The organism is Devosia sp. J20-27 (assembly GCF_055808595.1).
Map to the genome: position 1 here is coordinate 192907 of NZ_CM147875.1, position 20331 is coordinate 213237.

General features: G+C 66.1%; 19 protein-coding genes. 11 read left to right on the forward strand and 8 right to left on the reverse strand.

Going from position 1 to position 20331, the window contains the following annotated elements:
* Window positions 1–55: 55 nt before the first annotated feature.
* The 4 genes from AC0L4C_RS00855 (at window position 56) to AC0L4C_RS00870 (ending at window position 5953) form a co-directional block, all read left to right on the forward strand.
* Complete coding sequence (locus tag AC0L4C_RS00855) at window positions 56–3808, forward strand: peptidoglycan-binding protein (RefSeq protein ID WP_473401626.1); 3753 nt, start codon at window positions 56–58, stop codon at window positions 3806–3808.
* A gap of 121 nt (window positions 3809–3929) precedes the next feature.
* Window positions 3930–4862: a sulfite exporter TauE/SafE family protein gene (locus tag AC0L4C_RS00860; protein ID WP_473401627.1), complete on the forward strand. Its 933-nt coding sequence runs from the start codon at window positions 3930–3932 to the stop codon at window positions 4860–4862.
* On the forward strand, window positions 4859–5617 hold the full coding sequence (locus tag AC0L4C_RS00865) for a TIGR02186 family protein (RefSeq protein ID WP_473401628.1): 759 nt from the start codon (window positions 4859–4861) through the stop codon (window positions 5615–5617). The genes AC0L4C_RS00860 and AC0L4C_RS00865 overlap by 4 nt, the downstream gene beginning before the upstream one ends.
* Before the next feature lie 111 nt (window positions 5618–5728).
* Window positions 5729–5953 (forward strand): GIY-YIG nuclease family protein, encoded by a 225-nt coding sequence (locus tag AC0L4C_RS00870; RefSeq protein ID WP_473401629.1) that lies wholly within the window; start codon window positions 5729–5731, stop codon window positions 5951–5953.
* A gap of 287 nt (window positions 5954–6240) precedes the next feature.
* On the opposite strand, the gene pdeM is transcribed toward AC0L4C_RS00870, so the two are convergent.
* Window positions 6241–6954 carry a ligase-associated DNA damage response endonuclease PdeM gene (gene pdeM, locus AC0L4C_RS00875; RefSeq protein WP_473401630.1) on the reverse strand — a complete coding sequence of 238 codons (714 nt, stop codon included), beginning with the start codon at window positions 6952–6954 and terminating at the stop codon, window positions 6241–6243.
* On the reverse strand, window positions 6951–9440 hold the full coding sequence (locus tag AC0L4C_RS00880) for a ligase-associated DNA damage response DEXH box helicase (RefSeq protein ID WP_473401631.1): 2490 nt from the start codon (window positions 9438–9440) through the stop codon (window positions 6951–6953). Before AC0L4C_RS00880 ends, pdeM begins: the two co-directional genes overlap by 4 nt.
* A gap of 46 nt (window positions 9441–9486) precedes the next feature.
* Here AC0L4C_RS00880 and AC0L4C_RS00885 point away from each other — a divergent pair, with 46 nt between their 5' ends.
* Genes AC0L4C_RS00885 through AC0L4C_RS00895 form a run of 3 tightly spaced genes read left to right on the forward strand, consistent with a single transcriptional unit; the run spans window position 9487 to window position 12266 of the window.
* Window positions 9487–10167: a nucleoside/nucleotide kinase family protein gene (locus AC0L4C_RS00885; protein ID WP_473401633.1), complete on the forward strand. Its 681-nt coding sequence runs from the start codon at window positions 9487–9489 to the stop codon at window positions 10165–10167.
* Between the two features lie 9 nt (window positions 10168–10176).
* Window positions 10177–10929, forward strand: a complete 753-nt coding sequence (locus AC0L4C_RS00890) for an SDR family NAD(P)-dependent oxidoreductase (protein ID WP_473401635.1) — start codon at window positions 10177–10179, stop codon at window positions 10927–10929.
* Window positions 10926–12266, forward strand: coding sequence for an MATE family efflux transporter (locus AC0L4C_RS00895; RefSeq protein WP_473401636.1), 1341 nt, complete (start codon window positions 10926–10928; stop codon window positions 12264–12266). The genes AC0L4C_RS00890 and AC0L4C_RS00895 overlap by 4 nt, the downstream gene beginning before the upstream one ends.
* Before the next feature lie 144 nt (window positions 12267–12410).
* Here the strand turns inward: AC0L4C_RS00895 and AC0L4C_RS00900 are convergent, their stop codons facing one another.
* A complete protein-coding gene (locus tag AC0L4C_RS00900) occupies window positions 12411–13514 on the reverse strand; it encodes a quinone-dependent dihydroorotate dehydrogenase (RefSeq protein ID WP_473401637.1) in 1104 nt (367 codons plus the stop codon).
* Window positions 13511–13876: a DUF952 domain-containing protein gene (locus AC0L4C_RS00905; RefSeq protein WP_473401638.1), complete on the reverse strand. Its 366-nt coding sequence runs from the start codon at window positions 13874–13876 to the stop codon at window positions 13511–13513. The genes AC0L4C_RS00900 and AC0L4C_RS00905 overlap by 4 nt, the downstream gene beginning before the upstream one ends.
* Window positions 13877–14029: 153 nt before the next feature.
* Between AC0L4C_RS00905 and AC0L4C_RS00910 the strand changes: the two genes are divergently transcribed.
* Window positions 14030–14671 carry a S24 family peptidase gene (locus tag AC0L4C_RS00910; RefSeq protein WP_473401639.1) on the forward strand — a complete coding sequence of 214 codons (642 nt, stop codon included), beginning with the start codon at window positions 14030–14032 and terminating at the stop codon, window positions 14669–14671.
* Window positions 14671–15108, forward strand: coding sequence for an aminoglycoside 6'-N-acetyltransferase (gene aac(6'), locus AC0L4C_RS00915; protein WP_473403573.1), 438 nt, complete (start codon window positions 14671–14673; stop codon window positions 15106–15108). Before AC0L4C_RS00910 ends, aac(6') begins: the two co-directional genes overlap by 1 nt.
* On the opposite strand, the gene AC0L4C_RS00920 is transcribed toward aac(6'), so the two are convergent.
* Window positions 15109–16725 carry a lysine--tRNA ligase gene (locus tag AC0L4C_RS00920; protein ID WP_473401640.1) on the reverse strand — a complete coding sequence of 539 codons (1617 nt, stop codon included), beginning with the start codon at window positions 16723–16725 and terminating at the stop codon, window positions 15109–15111.
* Between the two features lie 140 nt (window positions 16726–16865).
* Here AC0L4C_RS00920 and AC0L4C_RS00925 point away from each other — a divergent pair, with 140 nt between their 5' ends.
* Window positions 16866–17276: a tellurite resistance TerB family protein gene (locus tag AC0L4C_RS00925; protein ID WP_473401641.1), complete on the forward strand. Its 411-nt coding sequence runs from the start codon at window positions 16866–16868 to the stop codon at window positions 17274–17276.
* A gap of 9 nt (window positions 17277–17285) precedes the next feature.
* On the opposite strand, the gene AC0L4C_RS00930 is transcribed toward AC0L4C_RS00925, so the two are convergent.
* Window positions 17286–18098 (reverse strand): transporter substrate-binding domain-containing protein, encoded by an 813-nt coding sequence (locus tag AC0L4C_RS00930; RefSeq protein WP_473401643.1) that lies wholly within the window; start codon window positions 18096–18098, stop codon window positions 17286–17288.
* 152 nt (window positions 18099–18250) lie between these two features.
* Between AC0L4C_RS00930 and AC0L4C_RS00935 the strand changes: the two genes are divergently transcribed.
* The gene (locus AC0L4C_RS00935) at window positions 18251–19087 is read left to right on the forward strand and encodes a hypothetical protein (protein ID WP_473401644.1); all 837 of its coding nucleotides are present in this window, start codon (window positions 18251–18253) and stop codon (window positions 19085–19087) included.
* 55 nt (window positions 19088–19142) lie between these two features.
* Here the strand turns inward: AC0L4C_RS00935 and AC0L4C_RS00940 are convergent, their stop codons facing one another.
* Together AC0L4C_RS00940 and AC0L4C_RS00945 are read right to left on the reverse strand one after the other, a co-directional pair.
* Window positions 19143–20090, reverse strand: a complete 948-nt coding sequence (locus AC0L4C_RS00940; RefSeq protein WP_473401645.1) for a hypothetical protein — start codon at window positions 20088–20090, stop codon at window positions 19143–19145.
* The gene (locus AC0L4C_RS00945; RefSeq protein ID WP_473401647.1) at window positions 20045–20272 is read right to left on the reverse strand and encodes a DUF6471 domain-containing protein; all 228 of its coding nucleotides are present in this window, start codon (window positions 20270–20272) and stop codon (window positions 20045–20047) included. The genes AC0L4C_RS00940 and AC0L4C_RS00945 overlap by 46 nt, the downstream gene beginning before the upstream one ends.
* Window positions 20273–20331: the final 59 nt, after the last annotated feature.

The following is a 20331-nucleotide window of genomic DNA, read 5'->3' on the forward strand; positions in this document are numbered from 1 at the left end:
CTAGTCGGGGTCCGTTCCGGGCCCTGCCCCCATTACACCGCTTGGGAACGAGTACATGGCCCGCGCATATCCTCAGAGTGAACCGCAGGAGTTTGCGCAGTCGCCTGGCGAGTGGCACGCCCTGCGGGGCGAGCTGGTCGCCCTGCTTGATCAGGTCGAAAACCAGGTGGCGCGGCAGTCGCGCCAGGACAGCGGACATCCGGGCCTCGGCGAACGCATGCACGACCTGCGCATGCAGGTCGCCAGCGTCGAACCCGACAATCGTCACCGCGAGGCCCTGCGCTCGGTCAAGCGCGCCGTGGATCGTTTCAGCGATCGCGACGACAGCTTTGCCGGCCGGTCCATGCCGTCCAATCCGCGTGACACCCTGCAGTCGGCCATCCAGCAGATACGCGACCGTCAGGGCGTGCAGGCGCCGCGCGCCGCCATGCCGCAGCAGACCAGCTTTGCCGACCTGCCGCAATTCACCGAACTGGCGCAGGCTGTCGGCGGCATTTCCGGCCGGCTCGAGCGCCTTGAGGGCGAACTGCGGACCCAGGCCCGCAGCCAGACCGGCAACGTCAAGGAAATCGCCGAGCAGGTGGGCCAGCTCAGCCACGTGGTCGAACTGCTGGCCGGCGCCGTCGGCGAAACCGGTCAGGTCAAGCGCCTCGAAGGCCAGATCGCCTCGCTCGCCCGGATGATCGCGCAGGGACCGCAGGTCGACCTCTCCGCTTTGACCCAGCGCCTCGACGACGTCTCGGCGACGGTGGGCAAGCTTGCCGACCTGCAGATGCAATATGCCGGCCAGCTCAAGTCCAGCGACACGTCCGCGGCGATGGGCGAGAGCATGCGCGCCATCGAGGACGGCGTCCGCAACGTCTACGACCGGCTTGACGCCATCGAGCGCCACAGTGCCCTGGCGCCGGCCGATCTCGAACCCATTACCCGCGAACTGGGTCGCATCACCGAGGCGATGGCCAGTCCGTCGCAGCCGCAGGGCCTCGTCGAACTGGTCGATGTGCTCAATGCGCGGATCAGCGACATCGAGATGCGCAACCCTGCCGTCGCCGAACTCAAGCTCGACGTCGAGGAACTGCGCGGCGCCGTCCTCGAGGCCATGGAGCCGCGATTTGCGGCACTCGAGATGCAGATCGAGGGCCTCTCTGACCGCCTCAACGAACGGCCCGCCGAGATCAATATCGGCCAGCTCGAATCGCAGGTGCGTCAGCTGGTGGCCCGCATGGACCAGACCGGCGAACAGCTCAGCGGTCTGGCCAAGCTCTACCAGAAGCCCGCCGCCCCGGCGCCGGCCCCCGACTTCGACGCCTTGGCCGATCTGGTCGCCAATCGCACGTCCGAGGCGATGGCCCGCGTCGAGCCGCCGGCGCCTGCCCTGCCGGTCGAGACCGACTACGAGGAAATCGAAAAGCGCGTTGCCCGGGTCATGCGCGACGCTGCCAGCCAGCAGCAGCCGGCCGAAGACTTTTCCGGCATGCACACCGGCATCCGCGAGGTCAACGAGCGGCTGGCGCGGCTTGAGCAATCGCTGCTCGAACGTGCCGAGGAAGCCAAGCGCATCGAGGCGGCGCCGCTCGCCGACTTCACGCCCCACATCCCGAACGCCCGCCCGGCCCCGATTGCGCCCGAGCCGCTGGCCGAGAGCGAGCCGGAACGCGCTGACGACCCGATTGCCGAGGTTATCCGCGCCGCCGAACCGATGCCGGCCATGCCGCCGCGGCCGGCTGCCGCGCCACGCCGCTCCGACGCCATGCCGGCCAATCCCTCCGAGGACGCGCCGCTGGTGGCCAAGCCCTTCCCGCCGGCGGCCGAGGCCGGACCGGTACGGGCCGCGCTCGAGGTCAAGAACGGTCCACGCAAGCATCATCCGGGGCTGGGCGACGGCGTGACGTCGGCACCGGCCACGCCGGCTCCCGAGGTCAGCGCCGAGGTGATCCCCAGCTACCATCCGGTAGCGGCGGGCAAGCCGCCGCGTCCCGTCTCCAGCTTCGATGCGCCGGCCGAACCGGCCAGCCCGGCACCGGCCAAGCCCGCCGAACCCGCCTCGAGCGACGCCACGCCGAGCGCCAATACCTTCATCCAGGCGCATCGCCGCGCCGCCCGCCAGGCGTCGTCCGCCGCGCCGGCCGCCAAGAATGCGTCGGCGAAGTCGATGATGAAGACCGAGCCCGATGCGTCGGGCAATCCGGTGTCGCTGATCGGTCGGGCGCTGGCCCGGCTGCAGGGTGCCGGCGCCGCCGCCGCACCTGCTGCCGCTCCCGCGATTCCCGCTGCAGCTGAAACGGTTGCACCCAAGGTCAAGGAGCCCAAGCGGCCACGCAAGCCGACGCCCGAGCGCAAGCTCGCCGGCGACAAGAAGCCGCGCGGCGAAGCCTGGTCGCCGGACGACAATGGCGATACTGCCGATACGCATGTGAAGCGCGTCGAACCCACCGACGGCTCCCTCTATCCCGTCGACAGCGACGAGGATGTGGCCACCGGCAGCTTCCTCACCCGCTATCGTCGCCCGATCCTGCTGGCCGCCGTGCTGGCTGCCGCGACCGTGCTGGCCGGCAATCTGGTGATGCAAAAACTCCGGGACGCCGCTCCGGCCGAGACGGTTCAGGGCACCGGCCAGACCGAGACCGACGCCGGCGCCGGACTGCTCGACGCCGAGCCGATCGGCAATGTCTCGAGCCTCTCCAAGCCCAGCCGCGTCATCGAGATGGTCGATTCCATGTCGACCGGCTCGATCGAGACCGGCAATGCCGCGGCTATGGCCGCCAGGCCGATGTCCTTCGTCCCGGCCACGGCGACGCCCGCCCTCTCGGCGACCTTCGGCAAGCTCGACGGCAAGTCGAGCTCCGAAATCCTGACCGGCTCGGTGTCCGCGGCGGCCAAGGCCGCTACCGACGCCGCCTCGCCGCTGGTCATGCCCGAGCCGCTGGCCACCGCCGTCATCAGCCCGATCAAGGTCGAGATGCCGCCCGAGGGCCTCGGTCCGGAAGAGCTGCGCCGCGCTGCCGCCGACGGCGACGCCCGCGCGCAGTTCGAGGTCGCTGCCATCTATACCGAAGGTCGCGCCGTCACCGAGGATCCGGCTCAGGCCGCCATCTGGTACGAGCGCTCGGCCGCCCAGGGCTTTGCCCCGGCACAGTATCGCCTCGGCAATCTCTACGAGAATGGCCGTGGCGTCGAAAAGGACCTGCAGCAGGCCCGCCTCTGGTACCAGCGTGCCGCCGAAGCGGGCAACCGCATGGCCATGCACAACCTCGCTGCCCTCTATGCCGGCGGCGAACTGGGCAAGCAGGAATTCGATGCTGCTGCCGAATGGTTCGAGCAGGCCGCCGAGCGTGGCATGAAGGACAGCCAGTTCAACCTGGGCATGCTCTATGCCCGCGGACTGGGCGTGAAGCAGGACATGCAGGCCTCGTTCAAGTGGTTCTCGCTGGCCGCCAAGCGTGGCGACAAGGATGCCGCCGTTGCCCGCGACGACATCGCCCGCTCGCTGTCGGCCGAGGATGCCGGCCGGCTTAACGACGAGATTGCCGCCTCGCGCCCGCAGCGCATCGACCTCGCCGCCAACTATGCGCCGATCGGCACCTGGAGCGCCAAGTTCGATCCGGGCGAGGCGATCACCAAGAAGGAAGTCGTGCTCAACGTGCAGGCCGCCCTCAGCCAGCTCGGCTATGACCTCGGAACGCCGGATGGCGTGGTCGGTCCGATGACTGCCGAAGCCATCAAGGCCTTCGAGCGGGCGACCGGCATGAGCGAGGTCGGCGTCATCAATCCGCGGCTGCTGGCGGTGCTGGGCAGCCAGCCGGTCTAAAGTATGACGTCGAAGTGCGAAAAAGGGCGCCTGATTGGCGCCCTTTGCTTTTGCGTCAACTTAGCTTTTGCATTTAACTGCTAGACCTGAATTCCCAACCATCCCGATCGGGTCCATTCACGTGCAGATCTACCTGCCGATCGCCGAAATTTCGATGAACCTGTTCTTTCTCGTCGGTATCGGCGGAGCTGTCGGGTTTCTATCGGGATTGTTCGGCGTGGGCGGCGGATTCCTGCTGACGCCGTTGCTGATTTTTTCCGGCGTACCGGCACCGGTGGCGGTGGCCTCGGTCACCGGCCAGGTGGTTGCCGCCTCGACCTCGGGCGCCCTCTCCTATTTCCGGCGCGGCCAGATCGACCTGCATCTGGCCATGTATCTGGTGCTTTCGAGCATTCTGGGGGCCTTCGGCGGCGTGGCCGCCTTCGCGGCGCTGCGCTCGATCGGTCAGCTCGATCTCGTGATCTCCCTCGGCTTCCTGCTGCTGCTCGGCTCGGTCGGCACGCTCATGATGGTGGAGAGCCTGCGCTCCATCCTCAAGCGCCGCGCCGGCATCGTGGTGCGCGACAAGCTGCCCAACCAGCACAACTGGTTCCACGGCCTGCCCTGGCGCATTCGCTTCAAGAAGAGCCGGCTCTATATCTCCGTGCTGCCGGTGCTGATCCTCGGACTTTGCATCGGCTTCATCGGTTCGCTGCTGGGCATTGGCGGCGGCTTCATCCTGGTGCCGGCCCTTGTCTACATCCTGCGCATGCCCGGCAACATGGTGATCGGCACCTCGCTGCTGCAGGTGGTGGCCATGATGGCCGCGACCACCATCCTGCACGCCGTCAACAGCCAGAGCGTCGATATCCTGCTCGCCTTCTCGCTGATGGTCGGCGGCACGGTCGGGGCCCAGTTCGGCGCCTCGGCCGGCAAGTACCTGCGCGGCGAGCAGCTGCGGGCCCTGCTGGCCCTGCTGGTGCTGGCCGTGGCCGTGCGTTTCGGCCTCTCGGCCATTCTCGGGCCCGCCGATCCCTACTCCGTTGCCGTCATCGGTGCCGGAGGCGTGCTGTGAAACTGATCGCCGCCCTGCTGGTCCTGCTCGCTGTCACCGTTCCGGCCCGGGCCGAACGTCTCGTCTCGATGGTCTCGCGCGAAGAAGTGGCCATCACCTCGAGCTTTACCGGCGAGACGTTGACCCTGTTCGGCAATGTCGAGCCGGAAGCGGGCGCCGCGGAGAAATTCGTCGAGGGCCCCTACCACATCATCGTGGTGGTGACCGGCCCGTGGCAGGACCGCGTGGTGCGGCTCAGCGAGCCGGTCCTCGGCGTCTGGATGAATACCCGGCAGGTACTGTTCAAGGCCTTCCCGTCCTACTACCACGTGCTGGCAAGCGGCGTGCTGACCGATATGGCCTCGCAGGAAACGCTGGATGAGCTCAATATCCTCCCCGAGGCGCAGGCGCGGATCGCGGCCGGGCCGGGGACTGGCGTCACCGCAAAAATGAGCCAGGAACTGATCCGGCTCATGACCCGGCAGGGTCGGGTCGGGGTCAACACCAATGGCGTCGTGTTCCGCTCCGGGACCGTCTACGCCGCGCAGGTGACGCTGCCCAGCGACATCCCGCCCGGTCCCTTCCTCGCGCAGACCTACCTCTTCAAGAACGGTGTCCTGGTCGCCGAACGCTCGGAAGGCTTCACGGTCCGCAAGATCGGCTTCGAGCGCTTCCTCGGCCAGGCCGCCACCGGCCAGCCCCTGCTCTACGGCCTCGTCTGCGTCATCCTCGCCCTGTTCACCGGCTGGCTCGGCGGGGTGGTGTTCAAGCGCTAGCGCGACGATGATCAGGGCGCTGTGCAGATGCGTTCGTCTCTCCCCACCCACCGTCATCCTCGGGCTTGACCCGAGGACCCAGGCTAAGCTTTCCTCCTCCTCGGAGGGGTGATGGGCGGCTTCTTCTATCTCATGGCGAGCAAGCGCAACGGCACGCTCTATGCGGGCGTGACCAACGATATCGTTCGACGCGGCTGGGAGCACCGCGAAGGGATCGTCACCGGGTTCACCAAGCGCTACGAGGTGAAACGTCTCGTCCACTTCGAAGAGTTCAGCCACATCTCCGAGGCCATTCGCCGGGAAAAGGCCGTCAAGCACTGGGTGCGGCAGTGGTAGGTCGATCTCATCGAAAAGACCAATCCCGAGTGGGACGACCTTTGGCCGACAATTGCCCGGTCCGAGCTCCGGTAAAGATGGGTCCTCGGGTCAAGCCCGAGGATGACGGTGCGGGGGATGGTGTTGGCACAAGCAAGGGAACGGAGCGCGCCCACTCTTCTGCACGGGGCACAGCAACGTCGCCAGAGCGTTTGCTCCAACCTCTCCCCATCCACCGTCATCCTCGGGCTTGACCCGAGGACCCATGTCTCACCGCCCACAGGCCGCCGTTTGACACACGCCGACCGTCACCCCACCAGCCGCTTCACGCTCACCGGATAGACCCGGCCGCGGCCGATCATGGTGACTTCCAGCGCCGGCAGGTCGAAGAGGCCCGAAAACGCCGGGCCGAGGATGTTGATGCTGCCCGTCGAGGCGCCGTAGGCCGGCAGCACCAGCACCGAGCCGTCGTGCACGAAGCACGACCGCCGCACCGAGCGGCCGTCGATCTGCAGGTGCGCGGCGGGGTGCAGGTGGCCGCCGATCAGCCCCGGCGTGCCGCGGCGCGGCTCGTGCGTCAGGGTCAGGCCGCGATGCGCAAGGACGTCGACGCAGGTGCCGCCCAGCGCGTGCGGGCTGGGATCGTGATTGCCCGAGACCCAGGTCCAGCGGGCGCGCCCGAGCAGCGCCATCAGCCGCAGGCGATCGGCATCGAGCAGCGTCGAGCTACCCTCGTCGCGGTGAAAGCTGTCGCCCAGGGCGATGACCGCCTCGGCGCCGGTCCGCGCGATATCGGCTTCCAGCCGCTTCAGCGTCAGGCCGGTGTCGTAAGGCGGCAGCAGGGTGCCGCGCCGCGCGAAGGACGAGAGCTTTTCCAGATGCAGGTCGGCCACCAGCAGCGCCCGTTCGGCGTGCCAGTAGAGGCCGCCCGAGGGCAGCGGTTCAAAGGCATGGCCGGCGAAGTTCAAGAGCACCGTCGCCTCGTCCTGATCGGCGGCAAGCGCCGCACCCGCATAGTTCACGTCTGGCCCAAAGCTTCCCTGATCAGTTCCGCGGCAGCGTCGGCCATGGCGCTTTCGCGGCCCTCGCCGAAGATCGGCGTCTTGCCGATGTCGAGCAGCACAGGTACCGCCAATGGCGAGATTCGGTCGAGTGGTTTGTGCACGATATGTTTCCGGATGCGGCGCAGCGCCTGTCCCAGCCGCTCGACATCGAGCAGGCCGCGGGCCGCATCGCGACGCGTCGCCTGGATCAGGATGTGGTCGGGTTCGTGCTCGTAGAGCACGTCGTAGATGATGTCCGATGACACCGTGATCTGGCGGCCGGTCTTTTCCTTGCCGGGATGGCGGCGCTCGATCAGTCCGGCAATGATGGCGCAGTTGCGGAAGGTGCGGCGCATCAGCTGGCTTTCGTAGAGCCACTCCTCGAGGTCGTCGCCCAGCATGTCCTCGTCGAACAGCTGGTCCAGCGACAGCCGCCCGGTGCGGATCATGGCCGAGATATCGCCCAGCCCCCAGATGGCCAGCGAATAGTCCGATGCCACAAAGCCCAGCGGCCGGGCCCGCGCCCGCTCCAGCCGGCGGGTAAGCAGCATGCCGAGGGTCTGGTGCGCCAGCCGCCCTTCGAAGGGGTAGCAGACCAGGTAGTTCTGGTCGCCGCGCGGAAAGGTCTCGACCAGCATGGAGTCCGGCGGCGGCAACGTCGAGACGTCGCGCTGCAGTGCCAGCCAGTCGCTCACCTGCTCTGGCAGCACGCCCCAGTGCTCGGGCTGCGACAGGATTTTGCGTACCCCGTCGGCGAGATAGGTCGAGAGCGGAAACTTGCCGCCCATGTAGGACGGGATTTTTGGGTCCCGGGACTGGCTGCGGCTGACATAGGCCTCGGTCTCGAACATGCCCTCGAAGGCCACCACTTCCGAACCGAAGAGGAAGGTGTCGCCCTTGCTCATGGAGTTGAAGAAATACTCCTCCATCTCGCCGAGCACGCGGCCGAAGCGACCAATAGGCCCGGTGGTACCGGCTCGGTCGGCGCTGCGATTGCGGCTCTTGACCAGCCGCACCTTGACCATCGGCTCCTCGATGATGGTGCCGACATTGAGCCGGTATTGCTGGGCCACCTGCGGGTTGGCGATGCGCCACAGGCCCTCCGGGGTCTTGCGCAGCTTGGCGTAGCGTTCATAGGCGCGCAGCGCGTAGCCGCCGGTGGCGACGAAATCGATCACCCGCTCAAAGGTCTCCCAATCCAGCTCGCGATAGGGCCAGGCGCGGCGGATCTCGTCAAAGAACGGCAGCGGATCGAGCGGGGCCGCGCAGGCCATGCCGAGCACATGCTGGGCCAGCACGTCGAGCCCGCCGCTGGACGGGTCCTCGGAGTCCTGGGCGCCGATCTCGACCGCCTCCAGCGCCGCCTCGCATTCGAGCACCTCGAAGCGGTTGGCGGGGACGAACAGCGCCTTGCTAGGTTCGTCGAGCCGGTGGTTGGCGCGGCCGATGCGCTGCAGCATGCGGCTGGCACCCTTGGGCGCACCCACCTGCACCACGAGATCGACATCGCCCCAGTCGATGCCCAGATCGAGGGTCGAGGTACAGACGACCGCCTGCAGCTTGCCCTCGGCCATGGCCGCCTCGACGCGTCGCCGCTGCTCCACCGCCAGCGAGCCATGGTGCATGGCGATGGCGATGCCGTCCTCGTTGATGGCCCAGAGGTTCTGGAACAGCATCTCGGCCTGGCTGCGCGTGTTGACGAAGAGCAGCGTGGTGCGGTGCGCCTTGATGGCGCGATAGAGCGCCGGGATGGCCCAGAGAGCGGAGTGCCCGGCCCAGGGCACGTGCGCATTCTCGGCAGTCAGGATCTCGACATCGGGCACGGCGCCGCCACGCCCAAGCAGCAGTCGGGTTTCCGCTGCGGGCTGCGGCGCGGCGATCCAGTCGCGCAGCAGGTCGGGTCGGGCGACCGTCGCCGACAGCGCCGTGATGCGCAGCGCCGGGGCCAGGGTCGCCAGTCGCGCCAGTCCGAGCGCCAGGAGTTCGCCGCGCTTGCTGGTGACCATGGCATGCAGTTCATCGAGCACGATACGCTTGAGGTGGCGGAACATCTGCTCGGCATCGGCGTGGCTGAGCAGCAGCGCCAGCTGCTCGGGCGTCGTCAGCAGGATATTGGGCGGATCGATGCGCTGGCGCTGCCGGCGGCTCGACGGGGTATCGCCGGTGCGCGTCTCGACCTTGATCTTGAGCCCCATCTGCTCGATCGGGGTGACGAGGTTGCGCTGCACGTCGACAGCCAAAGCCTTGAGCGGCGATATGTAGAGGGTATGCAGGCCCTGGCGCGGGTGATGCGCCAGATCCTCGAGCGTCGGCAGGAAGCCGGCGAGCGTCTTGCCCGCACCGGTCGGCGCGATCAGCAGCGCCGAGGCACCGGCCTCGCTCGCCTCCAGCACGTCGAGCTGATGGGCGCGCGGCGCCCAGCCCCGCTCCGCGAACCAGCTCTCGATTTGGGGGTGGAGCGGCAAGGGGAACTCGATACACTCGGGAGGACGTCGGAGGGGGAGTCTAGTCTTGGCAGATCACACCCAGCAAGAGCTCAAACTCAATCCCGATGACGCACTGGATTTCCTCGTGCACGAGGCGCGCCGGCTCCACAAGCATTCCGAGGGGCGCGTCATCGTCGGCCTTGCCGGCGGGCCGGGCACCGGCAAGTCCACACTGGCGGCGCGGCTGGTCGACCAGCTCAACGCGGTCGAGCCGGGCAGCACTGGCTATGTGCCGATGGACGGCTTTCACATGCTGCATGCCAAGCTCGAACAACTGGGTACCGTCGCAGACAAGGGCGCGCCGCACACTTTCGAGGGCGAAGCCTTCGCCGCCTTCCTTGCCACGCTCAAGGCGGCGGACGGGCCGGTCTCCGGGCCGGGCTACTCGCGCAAGATCGAGGACGTCGTTCAGGACGCGTTCATCATTGCGGCGAAAGCGCGGATTCTGGTGGCCGAAGGCAATTACCTGCTGCTCGCCGATCCGCCCTGGCATCAGGTCCGGCCGCTGCTCGACCTCGCCGTCTTCATCGATCTGCCGCGCGAAACCGTGCGCAAGCGCCTGATGAAACGGCATGCCGAGCACGGCCTCTTCTCCGAAGGGCGTAACCGCGAGCATATTGAACGTGTCGACCTGCCGAACTATGACCTTGTGCAGCGTTCTCGCGCCCATGCCGATATCGTTATCGACCTGATCACCGACGCCTAGGAGCTTCACATGCCTGTTATTTTTGTCACCGGTGCCACCTCCGGGTTCGGCGCCGCCACGGCGCGGCTGTTTGCCACCAATGGCTGGAAAGTCATCGCGACCGGCCGCCGGGCAGATCGCCTGCAAGCTCTTGCCGCCGAATTCCCCGGCCTCATCCACCCCGCGCCGCTCGACCTCACCGACAAGGCCAGCGTGGAAGATGCCGTCGCCGGCATTCCCGACGACTTCAAGCCGGTGATGTGCCTCTTCAACAATGGCGGGCTGGCGCTCGGCTCGGCGCCCATCCCCAATACCCGGTTCGAGGACTGGGAGCGGATGATCGACACCAATATCAAGGGCCTGCTCTACGCCACCATGGCCGTGCTGCCGCTGCTGCAGGCCGCCGGCAAGGGCGCCTCGATCGTCAATGTCGGCTCCATCGCCGGCCGCTTTGCCTATCCGGGCGGCAATGTCTACGGCGCCACCAAGGCCTTCGTGCACAATTTCTCGGAGAACCTGCGCACCGACCTCAACGGCGGCGATATCCGCGTCACCGGGCTCGAGCCGGGCATGGCCAAGTCGGAGTTCACCCAGGTCCGGACCTATGGCGATGCCGAGGCCAACGAGAAGTTCTATGAAGGCGTCGAGCCGATCATGCCCGAGGACATTGCCAACATGGTCTGGTTCATCGCCAACCAGCCGCCGCACATCAACATCAACTTCCTCGAAGTCATGTGCACGGCGCAGATCCCTGCCCGCACAAATATCGTCAGGAAGAATTGAGCCGGCCCAGCTACCCCTTCGAGGTCCGCTCGGCTGACGTCTGGCGCATCGCGCTGCCCGCCTCGATCGCCTTCATCACCGAACCGCTGGCCGGGCTGGTCGACATCACTGTCGTCGGCCGGCTCGGCGATGCGGCGCTGCTGGGCGGCGTGGTGATCGGGGCGCTGATCTTCGACTTCATCTTCTCGCTCGCCTATTTCCTGCGCATCGGCACGGCCGGGCTGACGGCGCAGGCGGTCGGGGCGCGCGATCCGCTCGACGGCCTGCTGCATGTGGCACGCGCCATCGGCGTGGCAATCCTTGCGGGCCTCGCGATGATCGTGCTGCAGGGGCCGCTGCTCTGGCTCTCGACCGCCCTGATGTCACCCGGCCCGGGTGTGGCCGCCGCCTTTGCCGAATATTTCGCGGTGCGCATCTGGGTCGCGCCGCTGTCGCTGATCAACTACTGCCTGCTCGGCTGGTTCTACGGCCGGGCCGCCGCGACCACCGGCATGCTGCTGCAGATGGTCATGCATGGCGTCAACATCGTGCTTTCGATCGGCTTCGTCTACGGCCTGGGCTGGGGCATCAGCGGCGTTGCCGCGGCGACGGTGATCGGTTCGTCCGCCAGCTGCCTCATCGGCCTCTACCTGCTGCAGCGACATTTCGGCGGCCTGCGGTCCATGCTGACGCAGCTGTCGCGCAGCGAACTGCTCGATGCCACCGGCATCCGCCGGATGTTCGCTCTCAGCCGCGACCTGATGATCCGCTCGATCGCGTTGATGAGCGCCTATGCGTGGTTTGCCGGACAAGGCGCCCGCATGGGCGCGGTGCCACTGGCCGGCAATGCCATCCTGCTCAATTTCCTGATGATCGGCGCCTTCTTTCTCGATGGTGTAGCGCAGGCGGCCGAACAGCTCTGCGGCAAGGCTGTCGGCGCCAACTGGCGTCCGGCCTTCGACCGCGCCTATGCGCTGTCGTTCCGCTGGGGCATCGTGATGGGTGTGGGCCTGGCGCTGCTGATCTATTTTGGCGGCGGCCTGCTGACCGACCTGATGACCACCAGCGAACCGGTTCGGATCTACACGCGCGAGTTCCTGGGCTTTGCCGCGCTCGCCATGCTGACGGCCATGCCGGGCTTTCTCTACGACGGCATCCTGATCGGCGTGACGCTGAACACGGTGATGCGCAACGGTATGCTGATCTCGCTGCTGGCCTTCCTCGTCGCGGCCATCGTGCTGCAGCCTCTGTTCGGCAATGCCGGCCTGTGGCTGGCGCTCAACATGTGGTTCCTGGCGCGCGCCGCGTTCTACTGGTGGGCGCTCGACCGCCGCAAGGCCGGGCTGTTTGCCGCCTGATCACGCCGCTGACGCAGGTCAGACCGGCAGCGGCGAAGCTCGGTGATGCCGATAACGGTATTCCTGGTGCCGCTGGTGGTCCCCGTGAGATGGACCTCGCCTTCACCAGCCAGAAATAGCGCGCTGTCGGAGCGGCCTTCTGATCTACGGCCTGGCCGCAGCCCATTCGTCGGTCTTGCGGCCGACCAGTTCAGAGATATTGGTCTTGCCCTCGGCCCGCACCGCGGCCGTGAGGCCGCGCTTGATGCGGTCGAGCAGATCAAGTCCGCCATACACCAGCGCCGAGTAAAGCTGGATGGCGTCCGCGCCGGCCTCGAATTTCTGCAGCGCCGTCTCGGGCGAATGGATACCACCCACGCCGATGATCGGCAGGCGGCCGACGCGCTGGCGCACCTGCGCGAGTTTCTGCGTCGCGAGTGCGAACAGCGGCTTGCCCGAGAGGCCACCGGTCTGGGTGGCGTTCTCCATGTCACGCACGGCGCCGCGACCAATGGTGGTGTTGGAGACGATCAGCCCGTCGAGGTCGGTCTCGGCGATCACCCTGGCGATGCCATCGAGTTGGATTTCGTCGAGGTCAGGCGCCAGCTTGAGCAGCACCGGCACGCGGACCGTCGCCTTCGAGCGCGCCTTGAGTACCTCGCCGAGCAGGCGGCGCAGCGCCTCGTCACCCTGCAGGTTGCGCAGCCCCGGCGTATTGGGCGAGGAGATGTTGACGGTCAGGTAGTCAGCCACTTCGGCAAAGCGCAGCACGCCCTTCACATAGTCGGCGACGAAATCCTCGCTGTCCTTGTTGGCGCCGATATTGACGCCGAGCGCCCCCGGCACATGGAGCCCCTTGAGCCGGCGAAACACCTCGTCATGGCCGTCATTGTTAAAGCCCATGCGGTTGATGACGCCTTCGGCTTCCGGGATACGGAACAGCCGCGGCTTCGGATTGCCGACCTGCGGGCGCGGCGTCACGGTGCCGATCTCGACCATGCCGAAACCCATGCGGGCCAGCGGCACCGGCACTTCGGCATTCTTGTCGAAGCCGGCGGCCATGCCGACGGGATTGCTCAGCTCGAGCCCGACGAGGCTGGTCTTGAGTTCGGGAGCGTCAGGCCCCTCCTGCTCGGGCGACAGGCCGAGCCGCAGCGCGTTGATGGTGGCGCCGTGGGCAATCTCGGGGTCCATCTTCAAGAGAGTGTCGCGGGTCAGCGATTTGAGCAGCGGCACCCTGAACAGCGGCGACAGGCGCGAAAAGATCATCGCACGGCCTCCGGCAACTCGACGCTGCCGTCGGCGTCCACGTCCACCGTCCCGGTCCAGGCGATGGCCGATACCGGCAGGCTGCCATAGAGATGCGGAAACAGCTGGCCGCCGCGCGAGGGTTCCCAGACTAGCTTGTCGCCCAGTTCAGCGGCGCGTACCGAAAACAGCGCCAGCCCGCTCTGGCCCTTGAAGTGCAGGGTCAGCGTCTCGGCCAGCTGGGCGGCGGTCGAGAAATGGATGTAACCGTCCTTCTCGTCGATCGGCATGCCGGTGAAAATGCCGCTCCGCATGGCTTCGGCGAGCGCCTCGGGGCTGGAGATCTTGTAGATGACGTCCGGATGGGAACTGGACTGGGTCATGGTCTGGCAGCCTCCTCGAAGCGAGGCGGACCCTAGTCAAAGCCGCGTGGAGTCTCAACCTCAGGGTTTACAAATCCGAGGGCCAACCCTAAAACTAGGACTTTCTTCCATGCTTGGGATAACTTTCCTTCAGCGCCCCGGGTCCAACTACGCATGCTTACGCATAGTGCCATCTGGGACTCCATCGACGCGCTGGCCCAGCGTCATGGCCTTACCCCCTCCGGACTGGCTCGCATCGCCGGGCTGGATGCGACCGCCTTCAACAAGTCCAAGCGGGTGAGCAAGGATGGCCGCGAGCGCTGGCCGTCGACGGAGAGCATCGCCAAGGTGCTGGAAGCCACCGGCGAGACGTTCGACCAGTTCGTCGCCAGCGGCAGCTACATGCAGTTTCCGGCGGCCATGAACAGCAACAGCTCGGTGCCGCTGCTGGGGCTGGCGCAGGCCGGCTCGGGCGGTTTCTTCGACAGCGCCGGCCACCCGGCCGGCCAGGGCTGGGACGAAGTCCAGCTGCCCACCGCTGCGGCCGAGGGCATGTATGCGCTCGAAGTCTCCGGCGATTCCATGGAGCCGCTCTATCGCGAGGGTGACCGCGTTGTCGTCGCGCCGGGCGACACGGTGCGCCGCGGCGATCGCGTCGTCGTGCGCACCCATGGCGGCGAGGTGATGATCAAGATCCTCTTCCGGCAAACCGCCAAGACCGTCGAACTGCACTCGGTCAACCCGGCCTACGCGCCCCGCATCGTGCCGCTGGCCGATATCGAGTGGGTCGCCCGCATCACCTGGGCCAGCCAGTGATCCGGATCGCGCAGGCCTCGCAAGACGATTTCGCCGACTGGCTGGCGCTGCGCAACGGCCTCTGGCCGCATGCGGCAGACTACAGCCCGGATGAAATGACCACGCTGCTTGCGGCTGCGAACCAGGTGGCGTTCCTCGCGCGTGACGGCGGCGGGCGACCCGTCGGTTTTGCCGAGGCCTCGATCCGCCGCGACTATGTCAACGGCTGCGAGACATCGCCCGTCGGCTTTCTCGAAGGGATCTACGTGGTGGCGGACGTACGCCGCCAGGGTGTGGCGCGGCAGCTGGTTGCCGCTGTGGCAGCCTGGTCGCAGGAACAGGGCTGTCGTGAACTGGCATCGGACGCCACAATCGACAACCATACCAGCCACCGGATGCACGAAGCGCTCGGCTTCAGCGAAACCGAGCGCGTGGTGTTTTTCCGGCGACCGCTCTGATCAGGATGCTTTCAGCAGCTTGCCTGCCAGTGCATCGGCGATGAGCTTTCGCGTCTCGGCCACGCCGTAAAGCGCGATGAACGAGCCGAAGCGCGGCCCCTGATCGGCCCCGAGCAGCACCTGGTAGATCGCCTGGAACCACTCGCGCAGCGGCTCGAAGGCATGGGCCTTGCCGATCTCGAAAGTCAGGTTCTGCAGTTCCTCTGCATTGGTCGAGCCGGTCAGCGGTTCGAGCTGGCGCGACAGGTCCTCGAGCGCGGCGCGTTCCTTGTCGGTCGGCGCACGGAAGGTCTTGGTCGGCTTGACCCGATCGTTGAAGTAGCTGACGGCGTAGCCGGCGAGCTTGTCGATCTCGGGATGCGACTTGGGTGTGGCGCCCGGCACATAGCGCGAGATGAAGCCCCAGAGCACCGCCGCATCATGCGCGTTCGAGGCCGAGACGAGGTTGAGCAGCAGGCCGAAGGTGATCGGCATGTCGATGGCCGGCGGATGGCCGAAATGCACGTGGAACGCCGGGTTCTCCAGCCGCTCCTCGGGCGTCTGCTTCTGGTAGGCGGCGACGAACTGGTAATATTCGTCGACGGCGCGCGGCACGACATCGAAATAGAGCCGCTTGGCTGTGCGCGGCTTCTGGAACATGTAGAGCCCCAGGCTCTCGGCGCTGGCATAGGTCAGCCACTCGTCCATGGTCAGGCCGTTGCCCTTGGACTTGGAGATCTTCTGGCCCTGGTCGTCGAGGAACAGCTCGTACACGTAATGCTCGGGCGCCTTGCCGCCAAGGATCTCGCAGATCCGGTCGTAGATGTTCTGGTTGGTCTGGTGGTCCTTGCCGAACATCTCGAAATCGACGCCCAGCGCGGCCCAGCGCATGCCGAAGTCGGGCTTCCACTGCAGCTTCACCTTGCCGCCGGTCACCGGCAGGGTGGTCTCGCTGCCGTCCTCGTCCTCGAAGGTGATGGTCCCGGCCTTGGCGTCGACATGCTTCATCGGCACGTAGAGTACGCGGCCCGAGATCGGCGAGATCGGCAGGAAGGGCGAGTAGGTCGCCTGCCGCTCCGCCCCGAGGGTGGGCAGCATGACTTTCATGATGTCGTCATAGCGCTCGGCGGCGCGCAGCAGCACGGCGTCGAACTTGCCGGCCTTGTAGTATTCGGTGGCGCTGGCGAACTCGTAGTTGAAGCCGAACGTGTCGAGGAAGCGCCGCAGCATGGCGTTGTTATGGGCGCCGAAGCTGGAAAATTCGTTGGTCCAGGGGTCCGGCACCGCGGTCAGCGGCATCTGCAGATAGGACTCGAGGAAGGCCTTGGACGGCACGTTGTCGGGGATCTTGCGCATCCCGTCCATGTCGTCGGAAAAGCACAGCAACCGGGTTGGAATTTCGTCGCGCGTCAGCAGGCGAAAGGCGGTCCGCACCATGGTGGTGCGCGCCACTTCGCCGAACGTGCCGATATGCGGCAGCCCCGACGGACCATAGCCGGTTTCGAACAGGGCCTCCGTTCGGCCCGTCCTTTTCAGCCGCTCGACCAGCTTGCGGGCCTCCTCGAACGGCCAGGCACGGGCGTTCTGGGCAGGTTCAAACAGCGCGGGGTCGAGTTCGGGAAGCGGAGCGACGGTCAATTGACGGGCCCTTAACAGTCGGATTTTCGAAGACTGGCTCTGTTACACCCCCGGCTGTCTCCGTCAATGGCCCTGCTTGCCGTGGCCTTGCCAAGCCGGGCCCGGCTGCCTAGTTATGCCGGACCTAGTTAACGGGGACGATGATGGCTTTGTCGGCACAGGATGCTCTGATCTATCTGATGGTGGTTGCGGCCTCCTCGGATGCGCAAATGACTGCTCAGGAGCTCAATCGCATTGACGGGCTGGTCGGCCGGCTGCCGGTCTTCGAAGGCTATGACCGCGCCAACCTGACCAAGGTCGCCAATGAGTGCGTCGATCACACCAATGGCGGTATCGGCCTCGAGGGCGTGCTCGACATGGCCATCGCCGACCTGCCCGAGCGCCTGCACGACACCGCCTATGCGCTCTGCGTCGAGGTCACGGCCGTCGACCTCCACCTCGAACAGGAAGAATTGCGGCTGCTCGAAATGATCCGTGACCGGATGAATATCGACCGGCTGGTCACCGCTGCCATCGAGACGGCAGCACGGGCCCGGCATCGTCGCGCCTGACCCGCCGGGTCAGTAGTAGCTGACCGGGAACCAGCGCAGATAGAGCTCGTCGAGCATGCCGGACTCCTTGAGCTGCACCAGCCCGTAGTCGATGGCGTGGCGCACCGCATCGTGCCCGGCCGGCAGCGCCACGGCGAGGCCCTCACCGAAGAGGTCGGGCCGGAAATAGGGCGCCCCTGCGAAATCGCAGCAATCGGTATGGTCATTGAGCCAGAACGAGGCACGCATGGCGTCGCCGAAATAGCCGTCCACCTGTTCCGCCCGCAACGCATCGAGCGCCGCATCCTCGGTTTCGAACTCGACCAGCCGGGCGTCGGGCAGGTAACGGCGGACGAACTCGGCATGGGTCGAGCCGCGGCGCACCGCAACCAACTTGCCACTGAGCCTTGCCGGTTCAAAACCCCGCGCGTCGGCCAGCCGCATGACGAAGCGGCCCGGCAGCGCCAGGTATATCGATGAGAAATCGAAGCGCGCGCCGTTCTCCGGCGTCAGTGCCAGCCCGGCGATCAGCGCATCCCCCTGCCGGTCCTCGAGTGCGCTGGGTGCCTGCTCCCACGGCCAGGCCTGGACCGTACAGGTGACTTCAAGCTGGTTGCAGAGGGCGCGCGCCAGATCGATGTTGAAGCCGATCAGTTCGCCGGTGTCGTCGCGGTAGTTGAACGGCGGGAAATCGGCCGTCGTCAGGAAGCGGATCGCCGGCACCGGTGCCAGATTGGGCACCGCGTCGCGAGCGCTCGGATCGACGTGATAGGGCAGCGACTGGCCGAGGGCGGGCTGCAGTCCGAGCAGGATCACCGAGAAAACGACAGCTGTCAGGCGCATGGGTTCGACGCAATGGACGGGAGTTCGGCTTATGCCGCAATTTGCCGCCAAAGGCGAGGCCGGTGCTGCATCACACCTGCGTAACGCCGTCTGGTCTTTGCTCCCCGCTCAGGGACTTTGCGTACGGGCTTGCCCGGGGGACTGCGTAGAGCATGGACGTCCTGGCACAGGGTGGCAGTTCGACCGACGATGCCGATCTTCTGGCAGCGGTCCTGCTCGACCCGAGTGCCGACGCGGCTGCCCTTCTTGCGGCTGCTTGTGAGGCCGGCGTCGACCCGCTCGACTATTGCGCGCGACGCCTCGGGTTGGGCGAGGCACAGGTGATGCGCCGCGCCGCGGCCTGGGCGGGCCTGCCTTATGCCGATGCCGTGCCGGAGACCATCCGTGGCAGCGCTACCCTGCTCCGCCTCGACGCACTGGCCGATGCCCGCGCCGTGCATGCCTCGGCCGACGGCGTCGACACCCTCTATTTCGCACCCGGCTTTGTGGCGCTCCTGGCGCTGCGGCAGCGCAGGGTGGAGGCATTGCGCCGGGGGCTGGTCCTGACGCCGCACCGGGCCATCCGTCGTGCCCTGGCCGAGGCCAACAGTCCGGCGCTGCTGGTCGAGAGCCGGCAGCGCCTCGTCCGCCGCTGGCCGCATGCCAGTGCCTCGCTCGATCTGTCGCGGACCCAGCGCATCGCCTTCGTCGCGATCCTTGCCGCCATCGTCGCCTTCGCCGCCATCGCGCCGCTGCTGGCGCGGCCGCTGCTGCTGCCGTTCCTGCTGGTCGTCATCGTGGCGCCGGCACTGCTGCGCCTCGTGGCGGCATTGCACAGACCACCGGACCCGCTGACGCCGATCGATCTGCCGGACGCAGCGCTGCCGCGCTACACCATCCTCGTGCCGCTGCGCGACGAGGCCGGCATGGTGCCGCAACTGCATGATGCGCTGGCTGCGCTCGACTACCCGGCCTTATGTATCAAACGCACCAAGGGTATCCGGCCATGAGTAGGCAGGAGGGTCCGGTGTAGGGGTGCGCGCCGTGTGGCGGGCGGTGATCCGGCTAGGTTGCGTAGCCGTATTGTCCATCTGGTTGCAGAGCGACGTTGGGAGGTGGGATGTGCCGCGTGCCTCTAGCGTTAATCGTAGTCTTGTTTTCACCGTCACCGGAGAAGGTGCATCGAAACAGTCGCAGCGATTGGCGAGCTATATTGGGGTCGCTGGGCAACCGGTAGTTTACGAGGACTGCAATGCGCGGGTCGAGCCGCCCGTCTCCGCTAGATCGAACGGCCTCCAACTTCGTGATCTTCATCGAAGCCGGATAGGTGCGCGGGATACCTTCAAGTGGGAAGATGGCTTCCCCCACCGTCTCGCTTTTGTGAGCTTCGATGCCAAAACCAACCCAGTCGCTGATCTGGGCCTCAAGGTCTTCATCCTTGGCATGAAAGATCGTGCATCTCACCAGCACGTCCAGCGCTGGGGCGTTACCGACATTGTCCAGGTTCACGGCGACACGGCAACAAACGGCACCGGCGTTTACCTCAAAGGCGCTAGCGAGTTCAGCAGTCACTTTGAGCCAAGGGCGGTTATCCGCAATGAAGGCCTGTTGCGTAAGCTTTACGGCTTTCGCGCTTTGGCTGATGGACTCCGAAATGAAGATAAGCCCGGCAATCCCGACAGCAGCTTGAACGAGGGCGGCGACATACATCCAGATGGAGACCCGCGCCATCGTCCGTTGGGCATTGAGATCGTATTGGCTACGCTCTGCCTCGTACTGGGCATACAGGTTCTCGCTAACACAGATCGAGTGCTCGATTCCCTCAAGGGGAAGGCAATCTATGGCTATCTTGCCTGTGGTTACGCGCTCTTGTTGTGCGGATTTATGGGCTGCGTCTTTCTCGCCCTCGAAATACTCCGCTCCTATATCCTGCAATCCTAGATAAAGGATCGAAATGACCGCTACAGCTAGTAGCGCAAAGAAACCACGTCTGAACCAATCGCGAAGAGACATTGTAAGAGAAACGCTGCTGTGAATTTGCCCCGAGAGAGCTTATTCCGCACGTTTACCTCTTTCTCGTCGACTCCTATTTCGGCCAACTTGTCCACTAGCTGTGCATAGGTCACGCCTTTGCGCTTCAATTCGGCTTTCAATAGGTTCGCCGCTCGCATTTCCCAGTCCGTCTTATCTGCCATCGTATCGCCTGTGATAAAAAATGTATCGCAAATGATACGTATGCCCTTGTGTTCAGTAC